This is a genomic window from Litchfieldia stipae (genome assembly GCF_014837155.1).
Classification (GTDB): domain Bacteria; phylum Bacillota; class Bacilli; order Bacillales; family Bacillaceae_L; genus Litchfieldia.
Map to the genome: position 1 here is coordinate 1 of NZ_JACYHA010000016.1, position 23,132 is coordinate 23,132.

At 36.3% G+C, this 23,132-nt stretch carries 15 protein-coding genes and 2 pseudogenes; 9 read left to right on the top strand and 8 right to left on the bottom strand.

What is annotated here, in order from left to right:
* Positions 1 to 256: 256 nt before the first annotated feature.
* From F7888_RS16570 to murJ, 4 genes are all read right to left on the bottom strand, one after another.
* Entirely contained in the window at positions 257 to 1,324 is a 1,068-nt protein-coding gene (locus F7888_RS16570; RefSeq protein WP_191781355.1) for a glycosyltransferase family 4 protein, read from the bottom strand.
* 289 nt (positions 1,325 to 1,613) lie between these two features.
* Positions 1,614 to 2,747, bottom strand: coding sequence for a glycosyltransferase (locus F7888_RS16575; protein WP_191781357.1), 1,134 nt, complete (start codon positions 2,745 to 2,747; stop codon positions 1,614 to 1,616).
* 40 nt (positions 2,748 to 2,787) lie between these two features.
* Positions 2,788 to 3,978: a glycosyltransferase family 4 protein gene (locus tag F7888_RS16580; RefSeq protein WP_191781358.1), complete on the bottom strand. Its 1,191-nt coding sequence runs from the start codon at positions 3,976 to 3,978 to the stop codon at positions 2,788 to 2,790.
* A 193-nt stretch (positions 3,979 to 4,171) separates the two neighbouring features.
* Positions 4,172 to 5,701 (bottom strand): murein biosynthesis integral membrane protein MurJ, encoded by a 1,530-nt coding sequence (murJ, locus tag F7888_RS16585; RefSeq protein WP_191781360.1) that lies wholly within the window; start codon positions 5,699 to 5,701, stop codon positions 4,172 to 4,174.
* A gap of 221 nt (positions 5,702 to 5,922) precedes the next feature.
* Here murJ and F7888_RS16590 point away from each other — a divergent pair, with 221 nt between their 5' ends.
* Both F7888_RS16590 and F7888_RS16595 read left to right on the top strand, forming a co-directional pair.
* The gene (locus tag F7888_RS16590; protein WP_191781362.1) at positions 5,923 to 7,296 is read left to right on the top strand and encodes an O-antigen ligase family protein; all 1,374 of its coding nucleotides are present in this window, start codon (positions 5,923 to 5,925) and stop codon (positions 7,294 to 7,296) included.
* A 15-nt stretch (positions 7,297 to 7,311) separates the two neighbouring features.
* Complete coding sequence (locus F7888_RS16595; protein ID WP_191781364.1) at positions 7,312 to 9,114, top strand: LTA synthase family protein; 1,803 nt, start codon at positions 7,312 to 7,314, stop codon at positions 9,112 to 9,114.
* Positions 9,115 to 9,462: 348 nt separating this feature from the next.
* Here F7888_RS16595 and tnpA read toward each other — a convergent pair whose 3' ends face one another.
* The 3 genes from tnpA to F7888_RS16610 form a co-directional block, all read right to left on the bottom strand.
* Positions 9,463 to 9,945 (bottom strand): IS200/IS605 family transposase, encoded by a 483-nt coding sequence (gene tnpA, locus F7888_RS16600; protein WP_191781366.1) that lies wholly within the window; start codon positions 9,943 to 9,945, stop codon positions 9,463 to 9,465.
* 153 nt (positions 9,946 to 10,098) lie between these two features.
* A complete protein-coding gene (locus F7888_RS16605) occupies positions 10,099 to 10,908 on the bottom strand; it encodes a glycerophosphodiester phosphodiesterase (RefSeq protein ID WP_191781367.1) in 810 nt (269 codons plus the stop codon).
* A 108-nt stretch (positions 10,909 to 11,016) separates the two neighbouring features.
* Positions 11,017 to 11,751 carry a WecB/TagA/CpsF family glycosyltransferase gene (locus tag F7888_RS16610; RefSeq protein ID WP_318246313.1) on the bottom strand — a complete coding sequence of 245 codons (735 nt, stop codon included), beginning with the start codon at positions 11,749 to 11,751 and terminating at the stop codon, positions 11,017 to 11,019.
* 343 nt (positions 11,752 to 12,094) lie between these two features.
* Between F7888_RS16610 and tagD the strand changes: the two genes are divergently transcribed.
* From tagD to F7888_RS16640, 6 genes and pseudogenes are all read left to right on the top strand, one after another.
* The gene (tagD, locus tag F7888_RS16615; RefSeq protein ID WP_191781371.1) at positions 12,095 to 12,493 is read left to right on the top strand and encodes a glycerol-3-phosphate cytidylyltransferase; all 399 of its coding nucleotides are present in this window, start codon (positions 12,095 to 12,097) and stop codon (positions 12,491 to 12,493) included.
* On the top strand, positions 12,486 to 13,700 hold the full coding sequence (locus tag F7888_RS16620) for a CDP-glycerol glycerophosphotransferase family protein (protein ID WP_191781373.1): 1,215 nt from the start codon (positions 12,486 to 12,488) through the stop codon (positions 13,698 to 13,700). Before tagD ends, F7888_RS16620 begins: the two co-directional genes overlap by 8 nt.
* 52 nt (positions 13,701 to 13,752) lie before the next feature.
* Positions 13,753 to 14,973: pseudogene (locus tag F7888_RS16625) on the top strand (CDP-glycerol glycerophosphotransferase family protein); the annotation flags it as partial.
* Positions 14,970 to 15,794 (top strand): ABC transporter permease, encoded by an 825-nt coding sequence (locus F7888_RS16630; RefSeq protein ID WP_191781377.1) that lies wholly within the window; start codon positions 14,970 to 14,972, stop codon positions 15,792 to 15,794. The pseudogene F7888_RS16625 and the gene F7888_RS16630, both read left to right, overlap by 4 nt.
* A 12-nt stretch (positions 15,795 to 15,806) precedes the next feature.
* Positions 15,807 to 16,592, top strand: a pseudogene (tagH, locus tag F7888_RS16635) (teichoic acids export ABC transporter ATP-binding subunit TagH); the annotation flags it as partial.
* Positions 16,593 to 16,799: 207 nt separating this feature from the next.
* On the top strand, positions 16,800 to 16,946 hold the full coding sequence (locus tag F7888_RS16640; protein ID WP_191781379.1) for a hypothetical protein: 147 nt from the start codon (positions 16,800 to 16,802) through the stop codon (positions 16,944 to 16,946).
* 50 nt (positions 16,947 to 16,996) lie between these two features.
* Here F7888_RS16640 and F7888_RS16645 read toward each other — a convergent pair whose 3' ends face one another.
* Positions 16,997 to 19,981 (bottom strand): CDP-glycerol glycerophosphotransferase family protein, encoded by a 2,985-nt coding sequence (locus tag F7888_RS16645; RefSeq protein WP_191781381.1) that lies wholly within the window; start codon positions 19,979 to 19,981, stop codon positions 16,997 to 16,999.
* Positions 19,982 to 20,392: 411 nt separating this feature from the next.
* Here F7888_RS16645 and F7888_RS16650 point away from each other — a divergent pair, with 411 nt between their 5' ends.
* A complete protein-coding gene (locus F7888_RS16650) occupies positions 20,393 to 23,071 on the top strand; it encodes a glucosaminidase domain-containing protein (RefSeq protein WP_191781383.1) in 2,679 nt (892 codons plus the stop codon).
* Positions 23,072 to 23,132: the final 61 nt, after the last annotated feature.

Consider the following 23,132-nt stretch of genomic DNA (forward strand, 5'->3'; position numbering starts at 1 on the left):
GGTCTGTAAGCTAAAGAAGGAGTTATTCTAGCCTATAAACGGCTAAATACATCAAAGTAAAGAAGCAGAAAATAACTGCTCTTATTAGAGTTGCCCAAAAAGAACGTAAATTATAATTTAGAGTGGGAGCCTTGACAGTTTCGTTCATATCAGGAGGCTCACCAGACACCCCACAGGACGCGGAGTGTATTCAGCCTGCGACGTAATAACACCTATAAACATAAAGACCCCTTCAACATTGAAGGAGTCCTCTTAACTACCTATTTTTACTATAAGAATAACGTAATTCTCTAATCCCTTTCACCATCTTAATCAATGGCTTATACTCTTTCCCAATTAGCTCAACCTTCTCGACCATTAGCTCAATCACTAATAATAAAGTCAGTACAACTGCAATCGATACCCACATCGTCGTTTGTGAGAACACAACCGCCACAATCCCAAATAAAGCACTTATGCCATAAATGATCAACACGGTCTTTTTATGTCCATAGCCTAAACGCAACAAGCAATGATGCAAATGTGATTTATCAGGTGCTGCAATTGGTTGCTTATGAATGATGCGACGAATAATCGCAAAGATTGTATCAGAAATCGGTACACCTAGAATAATGATTGGAACGATGAATGAAATCACCGCCACATTCTTAAATCCAAGTAGAGATAGAACACCAATCATATATCCTAAGAATAGGGCTCCCGTGTCACCCATGAAAATCTTCGCTGGATGGAAATTATAGATCAGAAATCCGAGTGTACTACCTAATAAGATGAAACCCATGCTTACTACAAAGACGTTCCCCATAATGATCGCCATACCTGAAATGGTGATCAACGCAATAGAAGAAACCCCTGCTGCAAGTCCATCAAGTCCATCAATTAAATTAATTGCATTGGTAATCCCCACAATCCAAATGATTGTTAATGGTATCGTGAAATATCCAAATTCAATTTGTCCTCCGAATGGAAGGTTAATAAAATCGATATCAACGCCATTTAGAATAACAACCAAGGATGCGATCACTTGACCTACAAGCTTCCATCTTGCAGAGATTTCAAACATATCATCTAGAAATCCAGTGATGACAATAATGATACTTCCGAAAAGAATCGGATATTTATATGGACTTTCAGGCATTAAAATAATAAATCCAATGAGGTAGCTTATAAATATTGCTAAGCCTCCAAGACGAGGCATGACTTTTTGGTGTACCTTACGGCTATTCGGTTGATCTGTAGCTCCAATTTTTAGTGCCAGCTTTTTCACGAGCGGTGTTATGAGGATTGAAGCGATAAAACATATCAATAATGTTACATAAAGCATGTAAGAAATCCCCCTCAACCTTACTTTAACCAGTTTTATGTCGTTTTACTTCATATTTGGTTTATATTGTTCGATAATTATTGGTCATTTTAGTCTCAGTATTTCTTTTAGATGTCGGCCTAGTAATGACAATACTATATGTGATAATAACACAATCGGATGGTTTCATAAACAAGATTTTTTTGGCATCATTCCTAATAGACGTAAAACGATGGGTAAAAGTTTCATTTTTGGGTACAAGTCTTCCACTTTCCCAGATTATTATTTATTTTTGTCCATTTTATTACTTTTATGTGCTTTTCATGACTTGTTTTTGATTAATGATTTTCTCATAGGCTTTATACACACTGTCACTAAATTGCTGAAGCGAGAATTCAGCCGAGGCTTTTTCATAGAGATTGATTCCGATGAAAGGAAGTACTCCTTCACCTTTTAATGTGTAAGCCTCTTTCATCGCCTTCTCAAGTGCAATGGGATCCTTTTGAGGGATGACCCAGCCTAGCTTTGGTTCTGTGATTAAATCCTTCACACCACCCACATCAGTTGAAATAACTGGAACTTGTGCTCTAGCAGCCTCTAGAATGACAAGCGGAAAGCTTTCACTATGTGAGGTCAAAATCATTAAATCCGACATCGATAAATATCCATGAATATTTTCTTGATAGCCCGTAAAGGTGACATGCTCAGATATTTTCATCTTCTTTACAGATTGTTTAAGCTCATCTTCCATCGGTCCATCTCCAACCACAAGCAGATGGACATTTGGGATAGATTGTACAATATTTGTTATTGCGCGAAAGGCGATAAAATGACCTTTTACAGGATGAAGTCGGGCAATCATGATGATGACAAAGTCCTTTTTTGTTAGTCCTAGCTGTTCCCTCGTAATCGGAGCAAAGGCTGGTGTATCAAAGTTAATTCCATTATAAATAGTGGTAATAATTGATTGCTTTATCCCAAAATGCTGAAGCATTTCTTTAAATCGAGTTGAAATCGCAAAATAGTGGTCCATAGTTTTGATCGAAAATAAATGCAAACGAGTATAGATTTTTCCGATAAATCCATATCCTAAAAAATCATCGCGTGGGTCACTATGAATAGTTGTAATCCATTTACATTCACATTTAGCAAATTTTTTTAATAAAAATCCATATAAATTCGCACGTGCTCCATGTGTGTGAACAATATCGATTCCTTCGGCTTTAATAAATGCCGACAGCTTCTTAAGAATCGTTAAATGAAAACGTGATTCCTGCTCAAAGCAAATCACATTAATTCCTAACTGTTTCGCTTCATGGTACATAGGTCCTTGCTCGAACACACCTAGTACCATTTCATCTGTATTTAGCTCTTTTAACAAGGAAAGGATATGGAACATCCCTCCCCCGGTTTCATTACCTGCATTTAAATGAAGTACCTTCACTTGTGTTACCCCTTTTGCATTTTTTTCCTACCTTATTCCCTCATCCATGACGAGATTCATAGACCTGACTACTTGCTGCTACGTAAATTTCCTCAAATCTTTCTGCTGCTGCTTGATGTGAGTATTTATTTATCACCTTTTCTCTCGCCTTTGTAGCAAGAGTTTGTGCGAAGCTTGGCTCATCCAATAGTTGAATGACAGCTTCAGAAAGCTGCTGCACATTTCTTTCCTCGACCAACAGTCCATCTTCTTGATGTGAAAAAATCTCCTTCAGTCCACCTACTGCTCCAGCAACAACAGGTGAACCTGATCCCATTGCTTCAAGTGCTGAAATCGAGGTGGCTTCTTCCACTCCATGGGAATGAATACTTGGTACCAATACAACCGTTGCAATACTGTATAGCTGCTTCATTTTTTCATGAGGAACAGATCCTAGCATTTTCACTTGGTTGATAAGACCTAGTTCTTCCGTCTTTTGTTTAATTGTTTCCATTTGCTCACCCGTCCCTGCGTATACAAGCATTGTTTTCGGGTGCTTCTTTAAAATGTCTGGAAGGGCAAGGGTCGGATAGATGACCCCGTTTTTCTCCGTTAATCTTCTTGGCACAAATAACACATAAACGTCCTCTGGAATTTGAAATTCCTTTCTGATTGCCGCATGATCTCCTGCGTTAATTTCAAACGAAGAGACGTCAATAAAATTTTTAATCGTTATCGCTTCGACTCCTGCTTTTTCCATTACGTAGTCTTTGATTCTCTTATCAACCGTCACAACCTGTGCGGCTTTTTGATACGCGTTTTTTTCATATACTTGAATTCGCTCGTCCTCTTCGCTCCCCTTTTCAATTGCTCCACGACTAATCGCTTCAAATGAAAAATAACCATGAACAGTTGCAACAGTTGGAATCCCCGAATCAATCGAAGCAAGAGCGGCATAGACATCCTGTGAATTAATGACATCATAATGCTGCTTAAGATTTCTGATGTACATGCTAAGGAGTCTGCGTCGATTACTATCATTCATAACCTGGCCTCTGCCGCGCTTAAATTTATTGACGATAAATCCAGGTGCTTGAGCAAAGGATTTTCTGACGAGCGGATTCATATCGGTAAAGGAAAGCACGTCCACCTTATGCCCTCGTTCCTCTAATCCTCTTTTCAGTGTTGACATATGAGTTGACAAGCCTCCCTCATGGGGATACTCAAAAATAGTGGTTAACAAAATGTTCATTTTGGGTAACTCCTTTTTATGTATTTAATAAGGAAAAGTTGGTATAACCCTCTCTAAGCAGCATGAATACACGGAGACTCCCGCGGGATCAGTGACCAAAAGTGAGACCCCACAGGAGCTTTAGCGACGAGGAGGCTCACCGGGCACCCCGCAGGACGCGGAGTGTATTCATGCTGCGGGTATCAAGAGCACACTATTTCCTCAACACCATCTTCACGACAGACTCTACTTCTTTCACTCTCAAAACAAACGCACCGACTAAGAAAGTCACGAACGTAATGAAACTTACGACGATTACCTTCAGAATTGCTGATAAATGATCTACTCCACCGTGTACCCAGCAAACTAACATCAAAACCAACGCAAACAACAAAATTAACTTCCCAATATCCTTAAAAAAACTAATTAAAAACGATTGCTCTGGTTTTGTTTTTTTCCATAAATAAATCAACAAAAACACTGTTTGAATGACCATTGAAATACTTGAAGCAAGGGCAATTCCACCTGCTGATAACACCCGTGCTAAACTCAAACTCAGACCCACATTTATAGCCACTGTTATTAAACAGCTATACATCGCGACCTTCGTTGCCTTCAACGCGTAAAAACAATTCATTAAATAATCCCTTAAGGCAAAAAAGATCAGACCCACTGAATAAAAGAAAAATGTTTGTGTGGTCATCATTGTCGCTTCCTGATTAAAAGCCCCACGTTCAAACGCTAGTTCAATTAAGCTTTGTCCACATATCAGCATCACGACCAAAAACGGGACAGCTAAAAAGACAATCATGCGAATCCCTTTTGTCACAATCTCCAAAAATTCACCAAATCCTTTTAAAACAGCTTCAACAATCGAAGGATATAGCACTGTAATCAACGGGGTTAAAATAACACTTAACGGTAACCACATCAGTCTGCTACCATAATTGAGAGCAGATACACTACCCTCTTCTAACCCAGATGAAATCATTCGATCAACCACACCATTTAATTGAACTGCCAAGGCAGCAATGATAATCGGATAAAACATATAGATCGTTGACTTCACACGCTCACGCTCTTGCCAAAAGGAACGTTCGAAGCGAATAGCGTATTGTTTGAGTTGTGGATACTGAATCAAAAATTGACTCGCAGCCCCAATCAATACTCCAACAGAAAGCCCAATGACCCCATATGACTTTGCTAGAACGATTGTCGCGATAATAATGACAATATTATGTGCTGTTGCAGTGAATGCAGGTAGAACAAAGCGTTTATTTGCATTCAATACACCTGTTGCAATCGATGTCAGTGCCAAAAAGCATATGCTCGGGCTCATGATTTGAACGAGTAAAACAGTAAGCTTCCGCTGTTCCTCTGTAAAACCAGGTGCCACTAAATGAACTAATGGCTTTGCAAAAAAAATCGTAAGCACCGTAATCAGCAGTGCAATGATGAAAAAAAAGGTCCCTAGGATACTCATCAGTCGATCAGCTCCAGACTGACTTTTCTCCTTTTCCTCCACATACAATGGGATAATGCCCGCTTGTATCGCTGTACCGACTGCTGTAAACAAAATGGTCGGCACTAAATTGGCAACAAAGAACACATCTGCAAGTGTGGTTGTGCCGAAATAAGCTGCGATAATGGCTTCCCTGATAAAACCTAACAACTTTCCAACCGCTGAAATCACTGTCACAAGTCCTACAGCTTTCACAAAGGTTGGCAACCTCTTCAAATTCATATATGTACCTCAAGTCATTAATTGATTCAGAATCATCTCCATTTATTTATAAACCTCTATTAAACATTTTGAGTCTATTTAACAGAAAATATAACCATTCTTTACAATTCTTTAATGAAGCAACAAAAAGTCGAAGATAGAAATCAAAAGTTATAGGTATCGACAGCCATCCTTTCGGCTATAAATAGGGATGGATATTCCGTAGAAAGGTTCAGGATAAAATGACGCCAATAAAAAAAGCACTCAAACAAAAATCATTTGAATACCTCTTTCTTCTATATATATTGCTACAACCAATCATCGACATCATCACATCAGTATCCCTACTTGTCTTCGAACAATCCTTCACATTCGGGACAATGATTCGTTTTATTGTGATGATCATTGGCTTGGTTTATCTCTATGTCAATCGAAAACAGCTTAATAACCATGCCAAACTGATGTTTTATATGGTAGTACTTGGCCTATTTTTCATCTTATCTCTTCTGATGAACTGGAGTCTGAAATCTCCTTTTCAACTAGGTGCAGAGGTCACCTATATCATTAAGATTGTTTATTTTATCGTGATGTTTTTCACCTACTTTATGGTTATGAAAAAAATGAGCAGGATCGATATAAACTGGGCTAACACCATCCAAGCCTTTGTTTTCTATAGTATGACATTTCTAAGTTTTTCAATGGTGATTGCTGGTCTTACAGGGACTGCTTTTAATAGTTATCAATACTCAAAAATAGGACATAAAGGCTGGTTCTTTGCAGCAAACGAACTGGGAGCAATACTATCCATCGGTTTTCCTATCGTCCTATTGTATTGCATTCGCCATACAACCTCTCTGAAAAAATGGTATCTCTGGCTTTCGGCCATTGCGATGCTTTACTCATTGTTTGCATTAGGAACAAAGGTTGGATTTGGAGCAATTCTTCTTACACTCGTGATTAGTATCATCATGAGCATTTATCAATTTTTCAAAGATCGAAAAACAAAGCCAGCCTTTCATTATGTTGCCATCGTAATCCAAGTAGTGATGTTATTTGGAGCTCTTATCTATACTCCTTTTTCACCAATTATAAAAAACACCTCGATTCATATCGGTCTACTTGATGACCAAGAGAATCAAAAAAAGGGGGAAGCTGCCGAAAAGAATGAAGAGGTCGAAGAAGAAGATAATCAGAAAATGCAACAGCTAATGTTAAGTGGACGAGACTATTATTTATCAATCCAGAAGAAGTATTATCGAGACGCTCCTGTCATACAGAAGTTTTTCGGCATGGGCTATGCAGGGAATTATCAGGAAAAACCAAAATTAATTGAAATGGACCTACATGATCTTTTCTACTCACTTGGGATTTTTGGCTTTCTTCTTTATATCCTCCCTTTCGTTTATGTGCTCTTTCAGATTCTTAAGTGGCTCTTGCTTCATCTTAAAACTAACTTAAATCTGGAACATTCCTTAGTAGGTACTAGTCTGCTCCTCGGGTTGGGAATTGCAATCACCGCTGGACATGTCATTACAGCACCGGCAGTTAGTATTTACTTAGCGATTATGTTGGGATATTTGTTCATAAGCTTGCGTCCTGGGCAAGATGACGAATAGAAAGGAAGAATTTCATTGCGATTTCGAATTCATTCAATTGACTGGTTCATTGTCATCACGTTTATTTCATTATTAATAAAAGCCCTAGTTGTGAACCGAATCTTTACAACAGCCATTTCACAAGGGGCTTTCTTAAGCACAATCGGCATCTTATTTGCGTTCTTGTCATTCTCACTACTTTTCAAACAGCCGCTTAGAATCGCTTATTTAATAGCTGTAAATCTGGTCGTGTCCTTTGTTTTATTTTCAGACCTTGTTTATTTCAGATATTTCGGTAGTCCTATCACGATGTACCTGTTTCTACAAACTTCTAATTTGGAAGGACTTGGACCAAGTATTCTTTCATTAATTCAGGCAAGTGATATTCTCTTTTTTATTGATATTCCCGTGATTTTAGGCGCTTATTTATTTTTAAAATCAGAGCATCCATTGTTGGGTATTAAAAAAAGAGTCTATCTTTTCTCAAGCCTGCTCATTGTTGGTATATTATTAGTTAGCTTAAAACCCGTCAAAATTCACATGCTCGATCAAAGAGACCCCTTTAAAAAATTCACTCCACTCTCATATATGATTGATTGGGGGCCAATGGGTCACCACGTCTTTGATGCAGCTGACTTTGTGAGGGACAGTCGCACGATTAATCTGACTGCTGAAGAGGAAAAAATGATTAATGATTGGTTTGACACTAGACTTGGAGCATCTACCCTATCTCAAGACGAGTTATTTGGTGCTGGTAAAGGAAAGAATTTGATTGTCATTCAGGTGGAATCACTACAGAACTTTGTCATTAACCAACAGGTCGAGGGCAAGGAAATCACCCCTGTACTTAATTCGTTACTAGACAATAGTCTTTATTTCTCTAACTTTTATCCTCAAACGGCTGAAGGAAATAGTTCGGACGCAGAGCTTCTTGTGAACACTTCCCTCTATCCAGTTCGCGAGGGAAGCACATTTTTCCGTTATGGACATCATTCATATCCGAGTCTAGCGAAGCTCCTAGCTGAAGATGGCTATCAGTCAATTGCATTGCATGCAGATGATGGCAGCTTTTGGAACCGAGAGTTGACCTACCCGAACCTTGGTTTTGACACATTCTATGATATTGCAAGTTTTAAAAGAGATGACATGATTGGAATGGGCTTAAGTGACAAGTCCTTTTTCACACAATCGATTCCGTTTCTCAAGGAGCTTCCTGAACCTTTTTACTCGTTTTACGTCACCTTAACGAGCCATACACCCTATGAAATTCCTGATGCTGAAAATGGACTACAGTTATCAGAGGAGCTTGCAACCTCTCATCTAGGCAACTACTTTGAGTCTATTCATTACACTGACTCAGCCATCGGAGAATTTATCGACCAACTAAAGAAAGAACAACTTTTGGATGATACTATCATTGTCCTGTACGGGGACCATGACGGGCTCTTTTATCATCGTGACTTAGCTGAAATCGAAGACTACTATGATAAAAAAATTACCCAAGAAGAATGGATGAAGTCTTATACACAGGTGCCATTTATTATCTACCATCCTGAATTCGAAGGAAAAACTGTTACAACGATTGGTGGACAAATTGATGCCCTACCAACCATTGCACACATAATGGGAATCGAAACAGCTGCTTACGGCCGACAAGCCATGGGGCGCAACCTCTTAAAGGATTCACAAGGCTCTGCGATTCTAATGAAAGGTGATTATGGTGAAAAAACATATGTACACCCAAATGGAATCACATTTGGACTTGTTGAAGAACAGGAAAAAGCGCTAGAAGTATCCGAACTACTTATCCGAAGTAATTATTTTGTTAGGAAAAAATAAGGCTGTTTCCGTATAAATTGTTGCTTATAAAGCCGCAGCCTGAATACACTCCGTGTCCTGCGGGGTGTCTGGTGAGCCTCCTCGTCGCTGGCTCCTTCGGGGTCTCACTTTGGCCACGCATCCAACGGGAGTCTTGAGTGTATTCAGTCTGCTAGAAATCTCACTTATAAATCATCTATATCAAAAAACAAAATACTTTAAGAAAATAGTCAAAAATAACGACCACCCGTGATAACGGGTGGTTTTCTCTGCGGCTGAAAGCCTTTGTTACTGACCAGGCCCTAAAGGGCCACTGAAAGGTTCGCCAAGTGTACTACTGATACTGGCCAGACCTCAAAGGCCTTCTACTTACTTCCGTCTTTTCTTTTTCACCTCTTCACCTGTGAATGGATCAATATATTCCATCATGCTTAATTGTTCTGCGACTATATCATCTTGAATTTGATTACGGATATATTCTTCTATTACCTTTTTGTTTCTTCCTACTGTATCCACATAATATCCTGTGCACCAAAATTTACGGTTTCCATATCTGTATTTTAAATTCGCATGACGATCAAATATCATTAAACTACTCTTTCCTTTTAAATATCCTACAAATGCAGACACACTTATCTTAGGTGGAATACTTACTAGCATATGTACATGATCTTTACATGCTGTTGCTTCAATTATCTCAACACCTTTTCTGTCGCAAAGGGTGCGGAGTATCTCACCAATATCTTTTTTGATTCTCCCATAAATCGCTTGCCTTCTATACTTGGGTGCAAACACGATGTGATACTTACAATTCCATGTAGTGTGTGCTAAACTATTATTGTCTTTTGACATTAGGACTTCCTCCGTGCTGATATTTTGGTTGGCGAACCATAAAATATTTTAGCACCATGGGGAAGTTTTTTTAATACCACGCTGTAAGCTTTTTGGAACCCCAGGCCTAGCCTGGGGTTTTCTTTTCACAAATAAAAACAGGCACCCATTTTTTTACTGGTGCCTGTTTCTAATGTTCAAAACCTTCTCTGGGTCATCACTAAAAATTCCCTCCACTCCCAAATCCATAGCCCGCTTAATCTCATCAACCGTGTTCGCGGTAAACACATGTAATTGTAAGCCGACATCATGCACCTCTTGCACGATTTGATTTGTGACCAAATCATGATTCATTCCAATCGCAAATGCAAATGACTTCAGCTTATCGAGATCCTCTGTTGGAATCGAATTTTTCTTCCAATAAAGCATGACAAGTTTTATCTCTGGGTTAATCTGATGGATTTGTTCGAGACTTTTCATATGAAAGGACTGAATGATGAGGTTTTCCGCTTTAATGTTATTTCGCTTAATCACCTCTAATAGCTTTGTTTCCATATCCTTGTTTTTAGTTGGCTTCTTAACCTCAATATAGTACTTAGCCTTATTTCCGAAGCGCTTAAATACTTCATCAAGAGTAGGAATCGTCGTCCCTTTAAACTTCGGACTTAGCCAAGAGCCTGCGTCGAGCTTTTTCAGTTCACTCAACGTATAGCTGTTGACTTTCCCCTTCCCATTTGTAGTACGATCAACGGTTTCGTCATGAATCGTCACCAGTTCTCCGTCCTTTGTCAGCTGTAGATCAATTTCTAGATAATCAGCTCCGCTCTCGTAAGCCGCTACATAGGAAGGAATCGTATTCTCTGGATAATGTGCTGAGGCACCGCGGTGGGCAATGACTAATGGCATATCAGTATCCTCATTTGCGTGTACTGGAACGTGTATGAACAGTAGACATATCATAGATACAACTAACAATATTCTCAACAGAAATCCTCCTACAATCAGAATCAGTCTGTCACTTATTATCTACAAAGGGACGGTTCTCATGCTTCCTTTTCTGCGAAAAGAAGTGTGAGAACCATCCCTAATTAACTAATTGTGTAATCGTATCTTTATAACCTTCACCAAAAATTGTGGGAGCACGAGCATCCTTCTCCATCTTGAAGGCTGCTTCATCAGTCGGTAGAGCCATTCGATATTCAGCTTCTGCCAAATAAGTGGTGCACGCTTGACATTGCCTGCCCATACATCAAAGCTGCCGCCGACCCCCATGAAGATGCCTTTGTCGAACGAATCAATGTATCGATGGATCCATTCTTCTTGTCTTGGAAAACCCAAGCCAATAAATATTAAATCTGGCTGATGCATTCTTATTTCTTCTATTATATATTGTTCTTTTTCTTGATCAAAATAACCATGATGATAACCACAAATATGTATGTTTGATTGATATTTTGATTTAATTTTCTTGACCGCCTCTGGCATCACCTCTGGTGATGCACCAAGAAAATAGAGCTTGTATCCTTTAGTATTGGAAGCATCTAATAATTGTCCCATAAGATCGAAACCAGCTAAACGCTCGCTTAAAGGGTTATTTAGTATTTGTGATCCAATCACAATTCCGATTCCATCTGGAATAATATAATCTGCATCTTCTAATACTTCCTTGTAATTTCGATGTTCATTCGCATACATGACAATTTCAGGGTTTGCTGTCACAATGAACGTACGAGTATTTTGTTCAATACGATTACAAATCTCCATAGTTAATTCATTCATAGTCGAATTAACAAAAGCTAAGTCCATTATTTTTTTTGTTTCTAACACAGGAGTAACCACCTTTGCTTCTACATCCATCCAGTATCATTATTTACATGATTACTGAGATTCTAAACCATATTTAGACGTTCTATTTAACAGTACAGTTTCTTCGTTATCACTTTGTCCATATTCTGGGTTATTTAGTTTTCATTTTACAAATTCCGATATGTATTTGAAATTATAGATTGTTAGACTTATAATGATATAAGATTCACATTATAGAGAAGCAAAGCTACCCCATTTAATTTTACCATAACTGGGTAAATCTTCGACGATAACTATGTAAATATATTGTAATTATTATTTGAAATATAAAAAAGAATTCATTCAAAAAGGAGAGATTGCTCAAATGAAGAAAGTATTAACATACGGAACATTTGATTTACTACATTGGGGGCATATTAACTTACTAAAGCGTGCAAAAGATTTAGGTGATCACTTAACTGTGGCTATTTCAACGGATGAATTCAATGCAATTAAAAATAAAAAATCTTATCATAGCTTTGAAAATCGCAAATTAATCCTTGAATCCATACGTTATGTAGACGAAGTCATTCCTGAGGATAACTGGGATCAAAAAATAAGTGACGTTGTAGACAACAACATTGATATCTTTGTCATGGGAGACGACTGGAAGGGGAAATTTGATTTCCTTAAAGACTATTGTGAAGTTATTTATTTACCAAGAACTGTTGGGATTTCAACAACAAAAATTAAAGACGACCTACTTTCGGTGAAAAATGGTTAAAGAACTAATAATTGGACTTTACTTACTAATTTTTAAAGTATTGTTCAATTTTTTTAAATTGTTTCCCCTTCAAAACAAAGTCACTTTCGTCGTCTCGTTTGGTGAAAACAGTCTTGTGCTTTACGAAGAAATGAAAATGCAAGATTCGATTAATAAATTTGTTTTTCTTAAGAAAAGCTCTTGTAGCTATGATTTAAAAACATTAACAGACGCCAAGGTACTTGCCTTTGAAACAGCCAATCTATGGGATATGATTTGTTCAATCTACCAACTTGCAAGCTCAAAGTATATTATGATTGATAACTATTATGGATTCTTATCAGCTATCCACTTTAAAAAAGATGCACAATGTATTCAATTATGGCATGCAGCAGGCGCTCTTAAGAAATTTGGTCTTGAGGACCACTCAGTTAAGAATCGTTCTAAGAAAGCACAAAATCGATTTGTTAATGTCTATAAGAAATTTGATAAGGTTGTTGTTGGTTCTGAAGAGATGGCAAATATATTTATCAATTCATTTGGTTTACCTAGAACTTCGATTTTAAGAACAGGTATCCCGAGAACTGACATTTTCTTTGATTACGAGCTTCAACAAGAAATTAAGGAAATGCTGTACTCCGAAAACCCTAACCTTAAGAATAAAAAAGTGTTACTATACGCTCCTACTTATCGAGATCATGAATTAGACACATTCACATTACAGCTTGATCTTGAAAAGATGGAAAAGGAATTAGGGAACGATTTTGTAGTTCTAATCAAACTACACCCTGCAGTTAAAAATGCAGCAAAGCAATATGAAAAAGATTTCCCAAACTTTGTGTTTGATTACTCAGCTTATAAAAATATCAACCATTTGTTACTCATAACTGATATGCTAATTACAGATTATTCTTCTATTCCATATGAGTACAGTTTGTTAAATAAGCCAATGATATTCTTTACCTATGACATTGATACGTATAAAGAACAGCGTGGTCTACCTACTAACTATATGGCACAAATCCCTGGACCGGCTGTTTATACGACAATCGAGATCATTGAAAAAATTAAAGAAAATAGCTTTGATTTAAGCTTAGTTGAAAGCTTCTCAATGAGATGGAATCGTTATTCCACTGGAACTTCATCAAAAAACTTAATGAGCTTCTTGTTAAATGAAGAAGTTTCACCTAAACTAGAACAACAAAAGCAACAACAACAAGTCCTTTAGTGTTATAATCGTTGTTGTTGTACTTAGTTGTTCTTTTTTTAATTCAAAGGAAATAGGAGAAAAAAATATGAGCCTACTTTCTAAAGGAAAGAGTTTTTTGAAACAGATTGTTGTTTCTGTTTATCAACTCACCTTCCGGCTAGCTGGACTTCTTCCAGTAAAACGAAATATGATTATTTTTGAAAGCTTCTTAGGTAAACAATATAGTGATAATCCTAGAGCAATTTATGAATACTTAAAACAGAACCATCCTGAATACGAGTTATGTTGGAGTGTCGATAAAAGAAATAAGCAGCGATTTGATGACCATCAGATTAACTATGTTGAACGATTTACCATTAAGTGGTTGTTTAAATTAGCACGAGCAGAATTTTGGGTAAGTAATAGCAGACTTCCACTTTGGATTCCCAAACCAAAGCATACTACCTATATTCAGACATGGCACGGTACACCACTAAAAAAATTAGCATTAGATATGAAAGATGTCCATATGCATGGAACGGTAACAGATCAATACAAAAAAGAGTTTGTTCAGGAAGCAAGTAAATGGGACTATCTCATTTCACCCAATGCATATTCAACAGAGATTTTCAAAAGAGCCTTTCATTTCAAAGGGACGATCATTGAGTCAGGCTACCCTCGAAATGATTATTTAATTTCACATAATAATATAGAAACAATTAACACTATAAAAGAAGGTTGCAGTCTTCCACTTGATAAGAAAATCATTCTCTATGCACCGACTTGGCGTGATGATCAATTCTATGGCAGTGGAAAATACAAGTTTCAGTTACAATTGGACCTAAAGAAATTAAAAGAAGAGTTTGGGCAAGACTATGTTATAATATTACGAATGCATTACTTGGTCGCAGAAAACATAGATCTAGATGAATATAAAGGGTTTGCTCTTGATTATTCTCACTATGAAGATATTCGAGATCTCTATGTCATTTCAGACCTGCTCGTAACCGATTATTCATCGGTTTTCTTTGATTATGCAATCCTAAAAAGACCGATAATTTTCTTTACTTATGATATTGAAAGTTATAGAGATAAATTACGAGGATTTTACTTTGATTTTGAAAAGGAATCACCTGGTCCATTAGTAAGAACAACAAAAGAGCTTATTGATCAGATTCATTTAGCAGCGCAAATGAATCTGTATGAATCGAAAGACCTCGATTCTTTTTATCAAACATTTACGTCTTTGGAAGATGGTCAAGCCACAAAAAGAGTCGTTGAACAAGTTTTTGTAGAAAGGATTACCTCATGAAATCCCTGTTAATTATTTTTAAAGAACAAATAAATAGTATTTATTTAATACAGCGCCTAGCAGTATATGAAATGAAGAGTTCAAATAAAAACAACTACTTAGGTATCCTATGGGAAATCTTGAATCCAATGATTCAAATTCTGATATATTGGTTTGTCTTTGGCTCTGGAATTCGTGGAGGTAAAGCGGTTGGCGATATTCCCTTTTTCCAATGGATGCTTGCTGGAATTATCGTTTGGTTCTTTGTTAATCCCTCAATTCTCGAAGGATCAAAAGGAATCTATAAGAAATTAAAAATGATGTCAAAAATGAAGTTCCCAATGAGTGTGATTCCATCATATTTGGTCATCGCCAATTTCTATCATCACCTTATGTTGGTTACCATTATTATCATTTTGTTACAATTCATTGGTTTTCCAATCTCAATTTATATGATTCAATTACCGTATTTCATGTTAGCTACAGTTTCATTAATGATCTCAATCGTTTTAATCACATCTACACTTACGACTATTGTTCGTGACGTTCAAATGTTTATCCAGGCTGTGATGAGAATGTTATTATATCTAAGTCCTATTCTATGGATACCTGAAGTAACACCAGATTCTCCACAAATGACTGAATTGATTTTATTTATTATGAAGATTAACCCTTTGTTCTATATTGTTGAAGGCTACCGTTCTTCCTTACTAGGCACAGGCTGGTATATACTTGAACAGCCGTTATATACCCTATACTTTTGGTGTGTCATCCTATTTTTGTTCTGGATTGGCTCATATTTACACGTTAAATTCAGACGACATTTAATCGATTTCTTATAATTGGATGTGATAATCATGAAATCAGTCATTGTAAATAATGTGACGAAAAAATATAAGATGTATCAAAAAAATACAGATAAATTATTAGATATCTTTCTCCCTAAAAGCTATGGCGAGGATTTTTACGCTATTCAAAATGTCAGCTTCACTGCTGAAAAAGGTGATGTGATAGGTATCGTAGGTGTAAATGGTTCAGGGAAATCCACGCTATCTAACATTCTTGCTGGAATAGTCCCTCCTACCTCAGGAACCATTGAGACTATTGGAGAAACAGCAATTATTGCCGTGAATGCTGGATTAAACAAGGAGCTTACTGGACGAGAAAATATTGAATTGAAGTGTTTAATGCTTGGGTTCACGAAAAGTGAAATCAAAAAACTTGAACCAGAGATTATTGAATTTGCTGATATTGGAAAGTTCATTGATCAACCCGTCAAATCCTATTCAAGTGGAATGAAATCCCGACTTGGATTCGCAATTTCAATTACAGTAGACCCCGATATTCTCATTGTCGATGAGGCACTATCTGTGGGAGATAAAACATTCGTAGATAAATGTATTGATAAGATGAATGAATTTAAGAAGCAAGGTAAAACCATTTTCTTCATTAGTCATTCAGCTAGACAAGTAAAGCAATTTTGCCAAAAGGTCCTATGGCTTGAATACGGTGAAGTAAAAGATTACGGAACGGTTAAAGATGTACTACCAAAGTACGAACAATTCTTCAAAGACTACAAAGCAATGACCAAAAGTGAAAGAAATAAATATCGTAAAGAAGCAATGAAGAAGCAAGAAGGATATTTCATAAAGTAATAAAGACAAGAAATCACTTTCTACTAAGATGATTTCTTGTTTTTTTGAGTTTATAAAAGAATTATTATCTGAATTTTTTAAAAAATACAAGTTATATTATTTGTTTGATTTTATATATTAATAGTAAGACATGTATGAAAGTGATTCATTTTGATTAACCTTTTAAAGAAAAAACAAAATGGGGGCGTTACGATGCTTAGAGGTTTGTTCTCTTACTTTAAAAGTGATATAGATAATTCTGTTGAGGATGATTTCGATGATTATCATGAAATTGATGATGTAGATGAAGACCTTATGCAAGATATCGATGATCCATTCATACTTCGAAAACTGAAATAAACTACAAATACTAAAGGGCTGTCTCACATATCATGTGGACAGCCCTCTTTTTACTTACTTGCTTTTTTTATAACTTCATAAATTCTCTTACAGTTATTTGTATCGATGTTAGTAAAGATTAAATACTTCTTATCCTTTACCTCTTGCTTTTCTTGGAATCCGTTCGCAATATAACATTCGAGTGTTTCTAGAAGTTGTAGTTGTTCATGGACAATATCACCTAAAAATGTTTCTTCAACCGGCCTTAGAATTCCATTTTTAAAGAATGAATCTCTGTCAAAGTGATAAAAAATAACAGGTTTTGACATATACGTAAAGTCAAAGGATACGCTAGAATAATCGGTGATCATTAACGCATTATCCTTTAATAACGTCTGAACATTAACTTCCCCAAGCTCAACCACTCTAATTCTCTTAAGTTGCTTAAGTGCTTCAAAATTATCAATGAAGTGCTGCATTCGATAATGTGGATAAAAGTTTAGATACAAATCATGCTTATCAAGCATCTCGTGTAATTGCTCACTCATGAGTAAATCAACATACCGTTTAAAATAAACAGACGTTTCAAACTTCGTTTGGTCTGTTAACCATTCCCTCCAGGTCGGGATCAGCAATATCTCTCTCTTAGGACGATGTTCCTTTAACAAATAATCAAATCTAGATAATCCAACATCCTTCACTTCACTCGTGTTGTATCCAAATTTACGAACAACCATTTCCTTTTCTGCTTTTGAACTTACACAGAAAATATCAAAAGGATATTGATAATACTTCTTATGGTATTCCACATTTTTTCTACCTAATACACCATGTTGTAAGAAAATCTTAGTCGCTTTTCGATAAGATCTTAGTGTTGGCCCCTTAAATGGGATGAAATAATCAAGATCATGCGAGCCAATAAACGTACTAGCAAGTGACGTCATCTTCAAATGTTCAAAGGTCCCAAAATATAACACATTGCCTAATGACGATATATTTTTGACATCCCTTGATTCTGGATCAATTGCATAATAAATTGGTTTATCAGGAAAGTGTTCTCTACAGTATTTAAAGAAGTGATATCCTGTATCCTGAGCCGTATCTGGTCTTTCCCCAATAATCCAAATATCCTTGTTCCTTCTCTTAAACATATCGAAATAACGGCCAAAACGTAAATAATTCATCATTTCCTTAGAATAGGACATGGTTTCAAGCTTGATATTTCCCATCGGCGTTAATGTTAAGAAATGAAGGGTATAATGCTGCTCATCTTCACGAGGCTTTAAGACCCCCTTAGCCAAAGTATGGTCTTTGTAATATTTATATGATTGAAGGCCAAGCTTTCTTTCTCTTACGACCTTACCCATTTTTATTTGAATATAGAAATCTAAAATCTCTTTGTCATTACTTTTAATTAGACTAAGCTCTTGTAGCGGTATTTTCACATCATATCCCGCTAAATCATAGCGAAAGTGAGGATTAACGTGCTCGTTTGAAATCTGTTTATGAGGAAGAAGTGCTAGTTCTTTCCTAATTTCCTCACCTGTTTCTCTTGCTCTGATAATTAAATAACGCTCTAACGTGTCAGGCTCCGTAAGCTCAATTGTATCCAAATAAGCATAACCCGTTAAATGAAGCTCATGATTATTCATTTTGTATTGCTCTATATCTCTAACTAAAGTCAGTTCATTTAACGTCATTGATAAGTATTTATTTCTTGTTGAGTATAAATACATTTGATAAACATTGTCATCTGTTTCTATGTTGTATCTTGATTGATAAGCTAACTCCTTCGTTGCACCCTTTAATCGTATACGATGCAATTCTCCGTATATCTCCACTCCAACATATACATCCCAAAAAGTAGGCTCGAGTTCGAAATCTTGAATAAAGCTTAAATAATCAATCGAAAATTCAAAATTGATTCTATCATCAATATTCTTATCAGCTTCAAGGTTTACTTCGAATTTAGAAATGATTCCAGAGTTTCGCTCCCGAAAAATCATATAGGTTTTGCTGACCATCGGAAGAATTTCATGAAGTCCTGTCATTTTACCTTGTAAAGAGAATTCATGCTGATTTAATTGTGATTGCAAATCTTTTAATTTCACAAATGAGCTTTTAATTTCAATTGATAATGAGTGTTTCTTTGTTTTATATGGGATTACTTTATACGATTCTTTTTCACCAGGTAGAAAAATTGGGGTTACTCCCTCAATTGTAAACGTTTGTTCAAATTTAACCCGATAATTATGACCGCCTTCATTATTTCGTTCTGATAAATAAACATCCCATATTCCAGCTGTTAATTCTACCTTTTGTAAATCTAACTCTGAAAACCAGGTGTTCTCTCCACTCCAGCTGATCTGAAAAGAAAATTGGTTTTTTGACCTTCTATTTTTCACTAGTATACGTATATCGTTTTTAATGTTTTGTAAAAACTTCGTATCAGCCCATCCAGCAATTTTTAACTTATTTTGATCCTGCTGGATTTCGGTTACATAATTGGGGAGTTCAGTCGTGCTTATCATTTCATTTGCAGTAAATAGTTTAAGTCCTAAATTCCCAGCTACGGTGATATACGGACTAATAACTGTCTCATTATACCATCTGTATTTCAGCTTTAAATCTGGAGACTCATTCTTTCCTGCCTCATATGCTAGCCGACATTCATTACCTAAGCTTTGTACATTCGTTTTAATATAAAAAGCCCACTTTGTACCAGCATCCATATTATTAATTGTCGTTAATGGAATAAATGCTTGGATAGATCTATCCTGGGCATGATCATCCTGTTTTTGAACAATGACATCAAATGAATACTCTTCCAATGAATCATCACTATTTCTTATAATTAGCTGAAACTCATCCATCGGGATCGACTTAGAGAGCTTCTTAGGAACATCACATGCTATTTCAACTACCATGTGATGTTCTTCAAACATCACATCCTTAGCGGAAAAGCGTGTATTATATCGATCTTTTAAGAGGATATTATTTAACCTACGATAGATTTGTTTCAACTTCCTAACTATTTTCTTCATTAATGCCTTCATTGAACTTCCTCTTCCTCCATCCAAGGTGATACCAAATTGATTCGGATTGTTATAAAAAAATATGAATTTAAAGTAATACTAATATTAGCCTACACACTTAAATATTGCAATCATGTCGTGACTTATCTAGTGACATATAATCCAACTATTCCCAACACTGCAAAACTTCCGCGTTTTTCATTTTCTGCAATTTCCTAGAAAAAGTAAAATTATTTGTCGATTACCTCTTAACATTTTGTCTAATCTTAGCGATAATAGACTATGAGGCTATAATTCTATTGGAGGTGAAAAGCTTAGAATAAATAAGAGTTTTCTGATCTTATCGTATTACTGCTAATGATTTGATAGTTATTGTTATGATTTTTATGGGTTTATGACCTGCCTGGATGCCCATTTTAAATGGGGGAATACATGTTGAAAAAAATAAGAAAAATTAGTACCAGTTTGATGATTATTACACTCTTACTACAGTTTCTACCATCGATGACTGTATCAGCGGAAGAAAACACTACCTCAGATGTTGAGAATATCTCTTTCATTTTCACTGAAGAGAATGATGAAATGGTTGCACTCTATCTAACTGCTTCTGTAGAAAGTGACGTCCTAACAATGATTAAAAAGGATACAGAAGTCATCGTGTTAGAAGAAGGATCACCCTTTTCTTTCGTTTCATACATAAGCAGCGATATGGGAGAACCGCTCACTGGGTATGTAAAGAGTGAACATCTTGTATCTGCACAAGTTGTTGAAGACAATACTGACTCTCTCTTGGTTGAACCTTCAGAAACTGAATCCAAAGAAATTGAGAGTATTGCTAATACAAATGAAGAAAATGTCGTAACAGAACCAGAGCCTGTTGAGGATATCATTACTCCATCTAACGAAGATGAAAATGTTAATGTGACAGAAGCTTCGTCATTAACAGAATTAATAACAACCTCTGTAGAAATTGATAAGGCTCCGAAAACAACCAAGGCTAGCTCTAGTGTAGAATTACAAGGGATCGCACTTAAATCCCCTACAAATGTTTATGCTGACATGTCCACAAGTTCAAAGACTTTGAAAAGCTACGCTGCTGGAACGATTTTAAAATATAAGTCTCTCACAGATAATTGGTATGAAGCCACTGTCTACTTAAATAACAAACCGACAATTGGTTATATCCATCTTAATGACGTCGAGACTTTAGATAATGAATCAATATCGTTACAGGGAATAGGATTGAGAAATCCTACAAATGTATATGCACAGGCATCCACAGAATCAAACGTTTTAAAATCCTATGCACAAGGACATATTTTAAAATATAAAACCTATAACAATAATTATTATATAGCCACCGTATATTTAAATAACAAAGCAACCATTGGCTATATTCACAAAAATCATGTAGCAAATATCGAAGAAAATCAAAAAAATCTCCGAGGTATTGGGTTGAAAAATCCAACCAAGGTATATTCTAAAGCAGCTACAAATGCTTCCGTTCTAAAATCTTATGCGACAGGTTCGATTTTACAATATCGTACGCTAGCAGATGGATGGTATGAAGCTACCGTATATCTAAATGGAAAAGCGACAACTGGTTACATCAATGCTAGTGATGTCGAAAACGAATTTGATACGGTCACACCATATCGAGGAGTAGCACTCCTTTCGAAAACAAATGTCTATAAGAGTGCTTCAAAAAGCTCAGCCGCTTTAAAAGGCTATGATAAAGGTAGCATATTAATCTATCAATCTTTTACAAAAAATTGGTATAAAGCAACTGTTTATCTAAATGGAAAAGCGACAACTGGTTACATTAGCGCTGCTGATGTTCAAAATGCGGTGCAATCGCAAAAAAAAATACAGGGCTATGCAGCTAAGAGCCCTACTAACGTATATTCAAAAGCAACGACTTCTTCATCGGTTCTAGCATCCTATAACCTTGGTAGTTCCCTATCTTACAATACATTTGTAAACGGTTGGTATGAAATCTCAGTAACAATCAACGGGGCTAAAAAAACTGGATATATACAGCTAAATGATGTTAGTGAGACAAAACCGGTTGAACAAAGCTATTTGTACTTAGACTTAAGAAAGCCAGCAAATATCACTGCCAAAGATATTGAGCGATTCTTTGATAGCAGAAATCATTCTGATAGCCCATTAAGAAAACATGCTCAAAACTTTATCGATGCTCAAAACAAATATGGAGTTAATGCCTCATACCTAGTTGCTCATGCAATTTGGGAAACTGGCTGGAGTGGCTCAAACCTTAGAAATTATAAAAATAACCTTTATGGCTACGGTGCATATGATGTGTGTCCGTTCACATGTGGTTATTACTATCCAACAATAGACGATAGTATTAATTCAGTTGCCTATATGGTTAAGAATAATTATCTAACTCCAGGTGGCCCATTCTATGACACTGAATTTGGAGCAACATTGATCGGAATGAACAAAAAGTATGCTACAGACCAGAATTGGAAAAATGGTATTTCTAGTTTGATGCAAAGCATGAAGGCTTATGACCATAATTATTATTCAGGAAAAAATCCAGTTACTACAAATGGTTCAAATCCAGGAACATTTAGCCGTAATATTCCGGATGGAAAGCCTTATCCAACATCTGTTGTGATCGATTTCCCAGCTGGAATTACCGCGACACTAAATGTAAATGGTAATGTTCGCTATATCCCTTACATTAATCCAAGTTATTATGATTCTACGATTGTTGGAACAATTGCTAAGGGGCAAAAAATCACGATTCATGGCTATAATACAGATGTCAGAAATAATGGATCTAGATATTATGATGAGACCTATTATCGAATCACTTACAACGGACAGCCAGCATTTATTTACGGTGGCAATATCAATATTGATAACTTGCTACAAGTGACAAATGTTACGACAACATTAAACATCAGAAACCTTCCAAATGGAAATGAAGTGATTGGCTCCTTTAAAGCAGACAGCTTTATAAAAGCTGTCATAGCAAATGGAAAACCAGTCACAAAAGATGGATGGTATCAAGTGTTCCTACCTAACTCAAACAAAACTGGTTGGGTATCTGGTGACTATATTAAAGTGGTTGTTCGTTAATTTAAAACTATGAATCTATCTTCAAGAGGGGCTCTATGAGTCTCTCTTTTTATGGTTAAAT

Bases quoted from the DNA above. Each gene is read 5' to 3' on its own strand.
- F7888_RS16570 (WP_191781355.1), bottom strand. From the start codon at position 1,324: ATGCTTTATGTAACATTATTGATATGTTTTATCGCTTCAATCCTCATA.
- F7888_RS16580 (WP_191781358.1), bottom strand. From the start codon at position 3,978: ATGAACATTTTGTTAACCACTATTTTTGAGTATCCCCATGAGGGAGGC.
- murJ (WP_191781360.1), bottom strand. From the start codon at position 5,701: ATGAATTTGAAGAGGTTGCCAACCTTTGTGAAAGCTGTAGGACTTGTG.
- F7888_RS16590 (WP_191781362.1), top strand. From the start codon at position 5,923: ATGACGCCAATAAAAAAAGCACTCAAACAAAAATCATTTGAATACCTC.
- tnpA (WP_191781366.1), bottom strand. From the start codon at position 9,945: ATGTCAAAAGACAATAATAGTTTAGCACACACTACATGGAATTGTAAG.
- tagD (WP_191781371.1), top strand. From the start codon at position 12,095: ATGAAGAAAGTATTAACATACGGAACATTTGATTTACTACATTGGGGG.
- F7888_RS16620 (WP_191781373.1), top strand. From the start codon at position 12,486: ATGGTTAAAGAACTAATAATTGGACTTTACTTACTAATTTTTAAAGTA.
- F7888_RS16630 (WP_191781377.1), top strand. From the start codon at position 14,970: ATGAAATCCCTGTTAATTATTTTTAAAGAACAAATAAATAGTATTTAT.
- F7888_RS16640 (WP_191781379.1), top strand. From the start codon at position 16,800: ATGCTTAGAGGTTTGTTCTCTTACTTTAAAAGTGATATAGATAATTCT.
- F7888_RS16645 (WP_191781381.1), bottom strand. From the start codon at position 19,981: ATGAAGGCATTAATGAAGAAAATAGTTAGGAAGTTGAAACAAATCTAT.
- F7888_RS16650 (WP_191781383.1), top strand. From the start codon at position 20,393: ATGTTGAAAAAAATAAGAAAAATTAGTACCAGTTTGATGATTATTACA.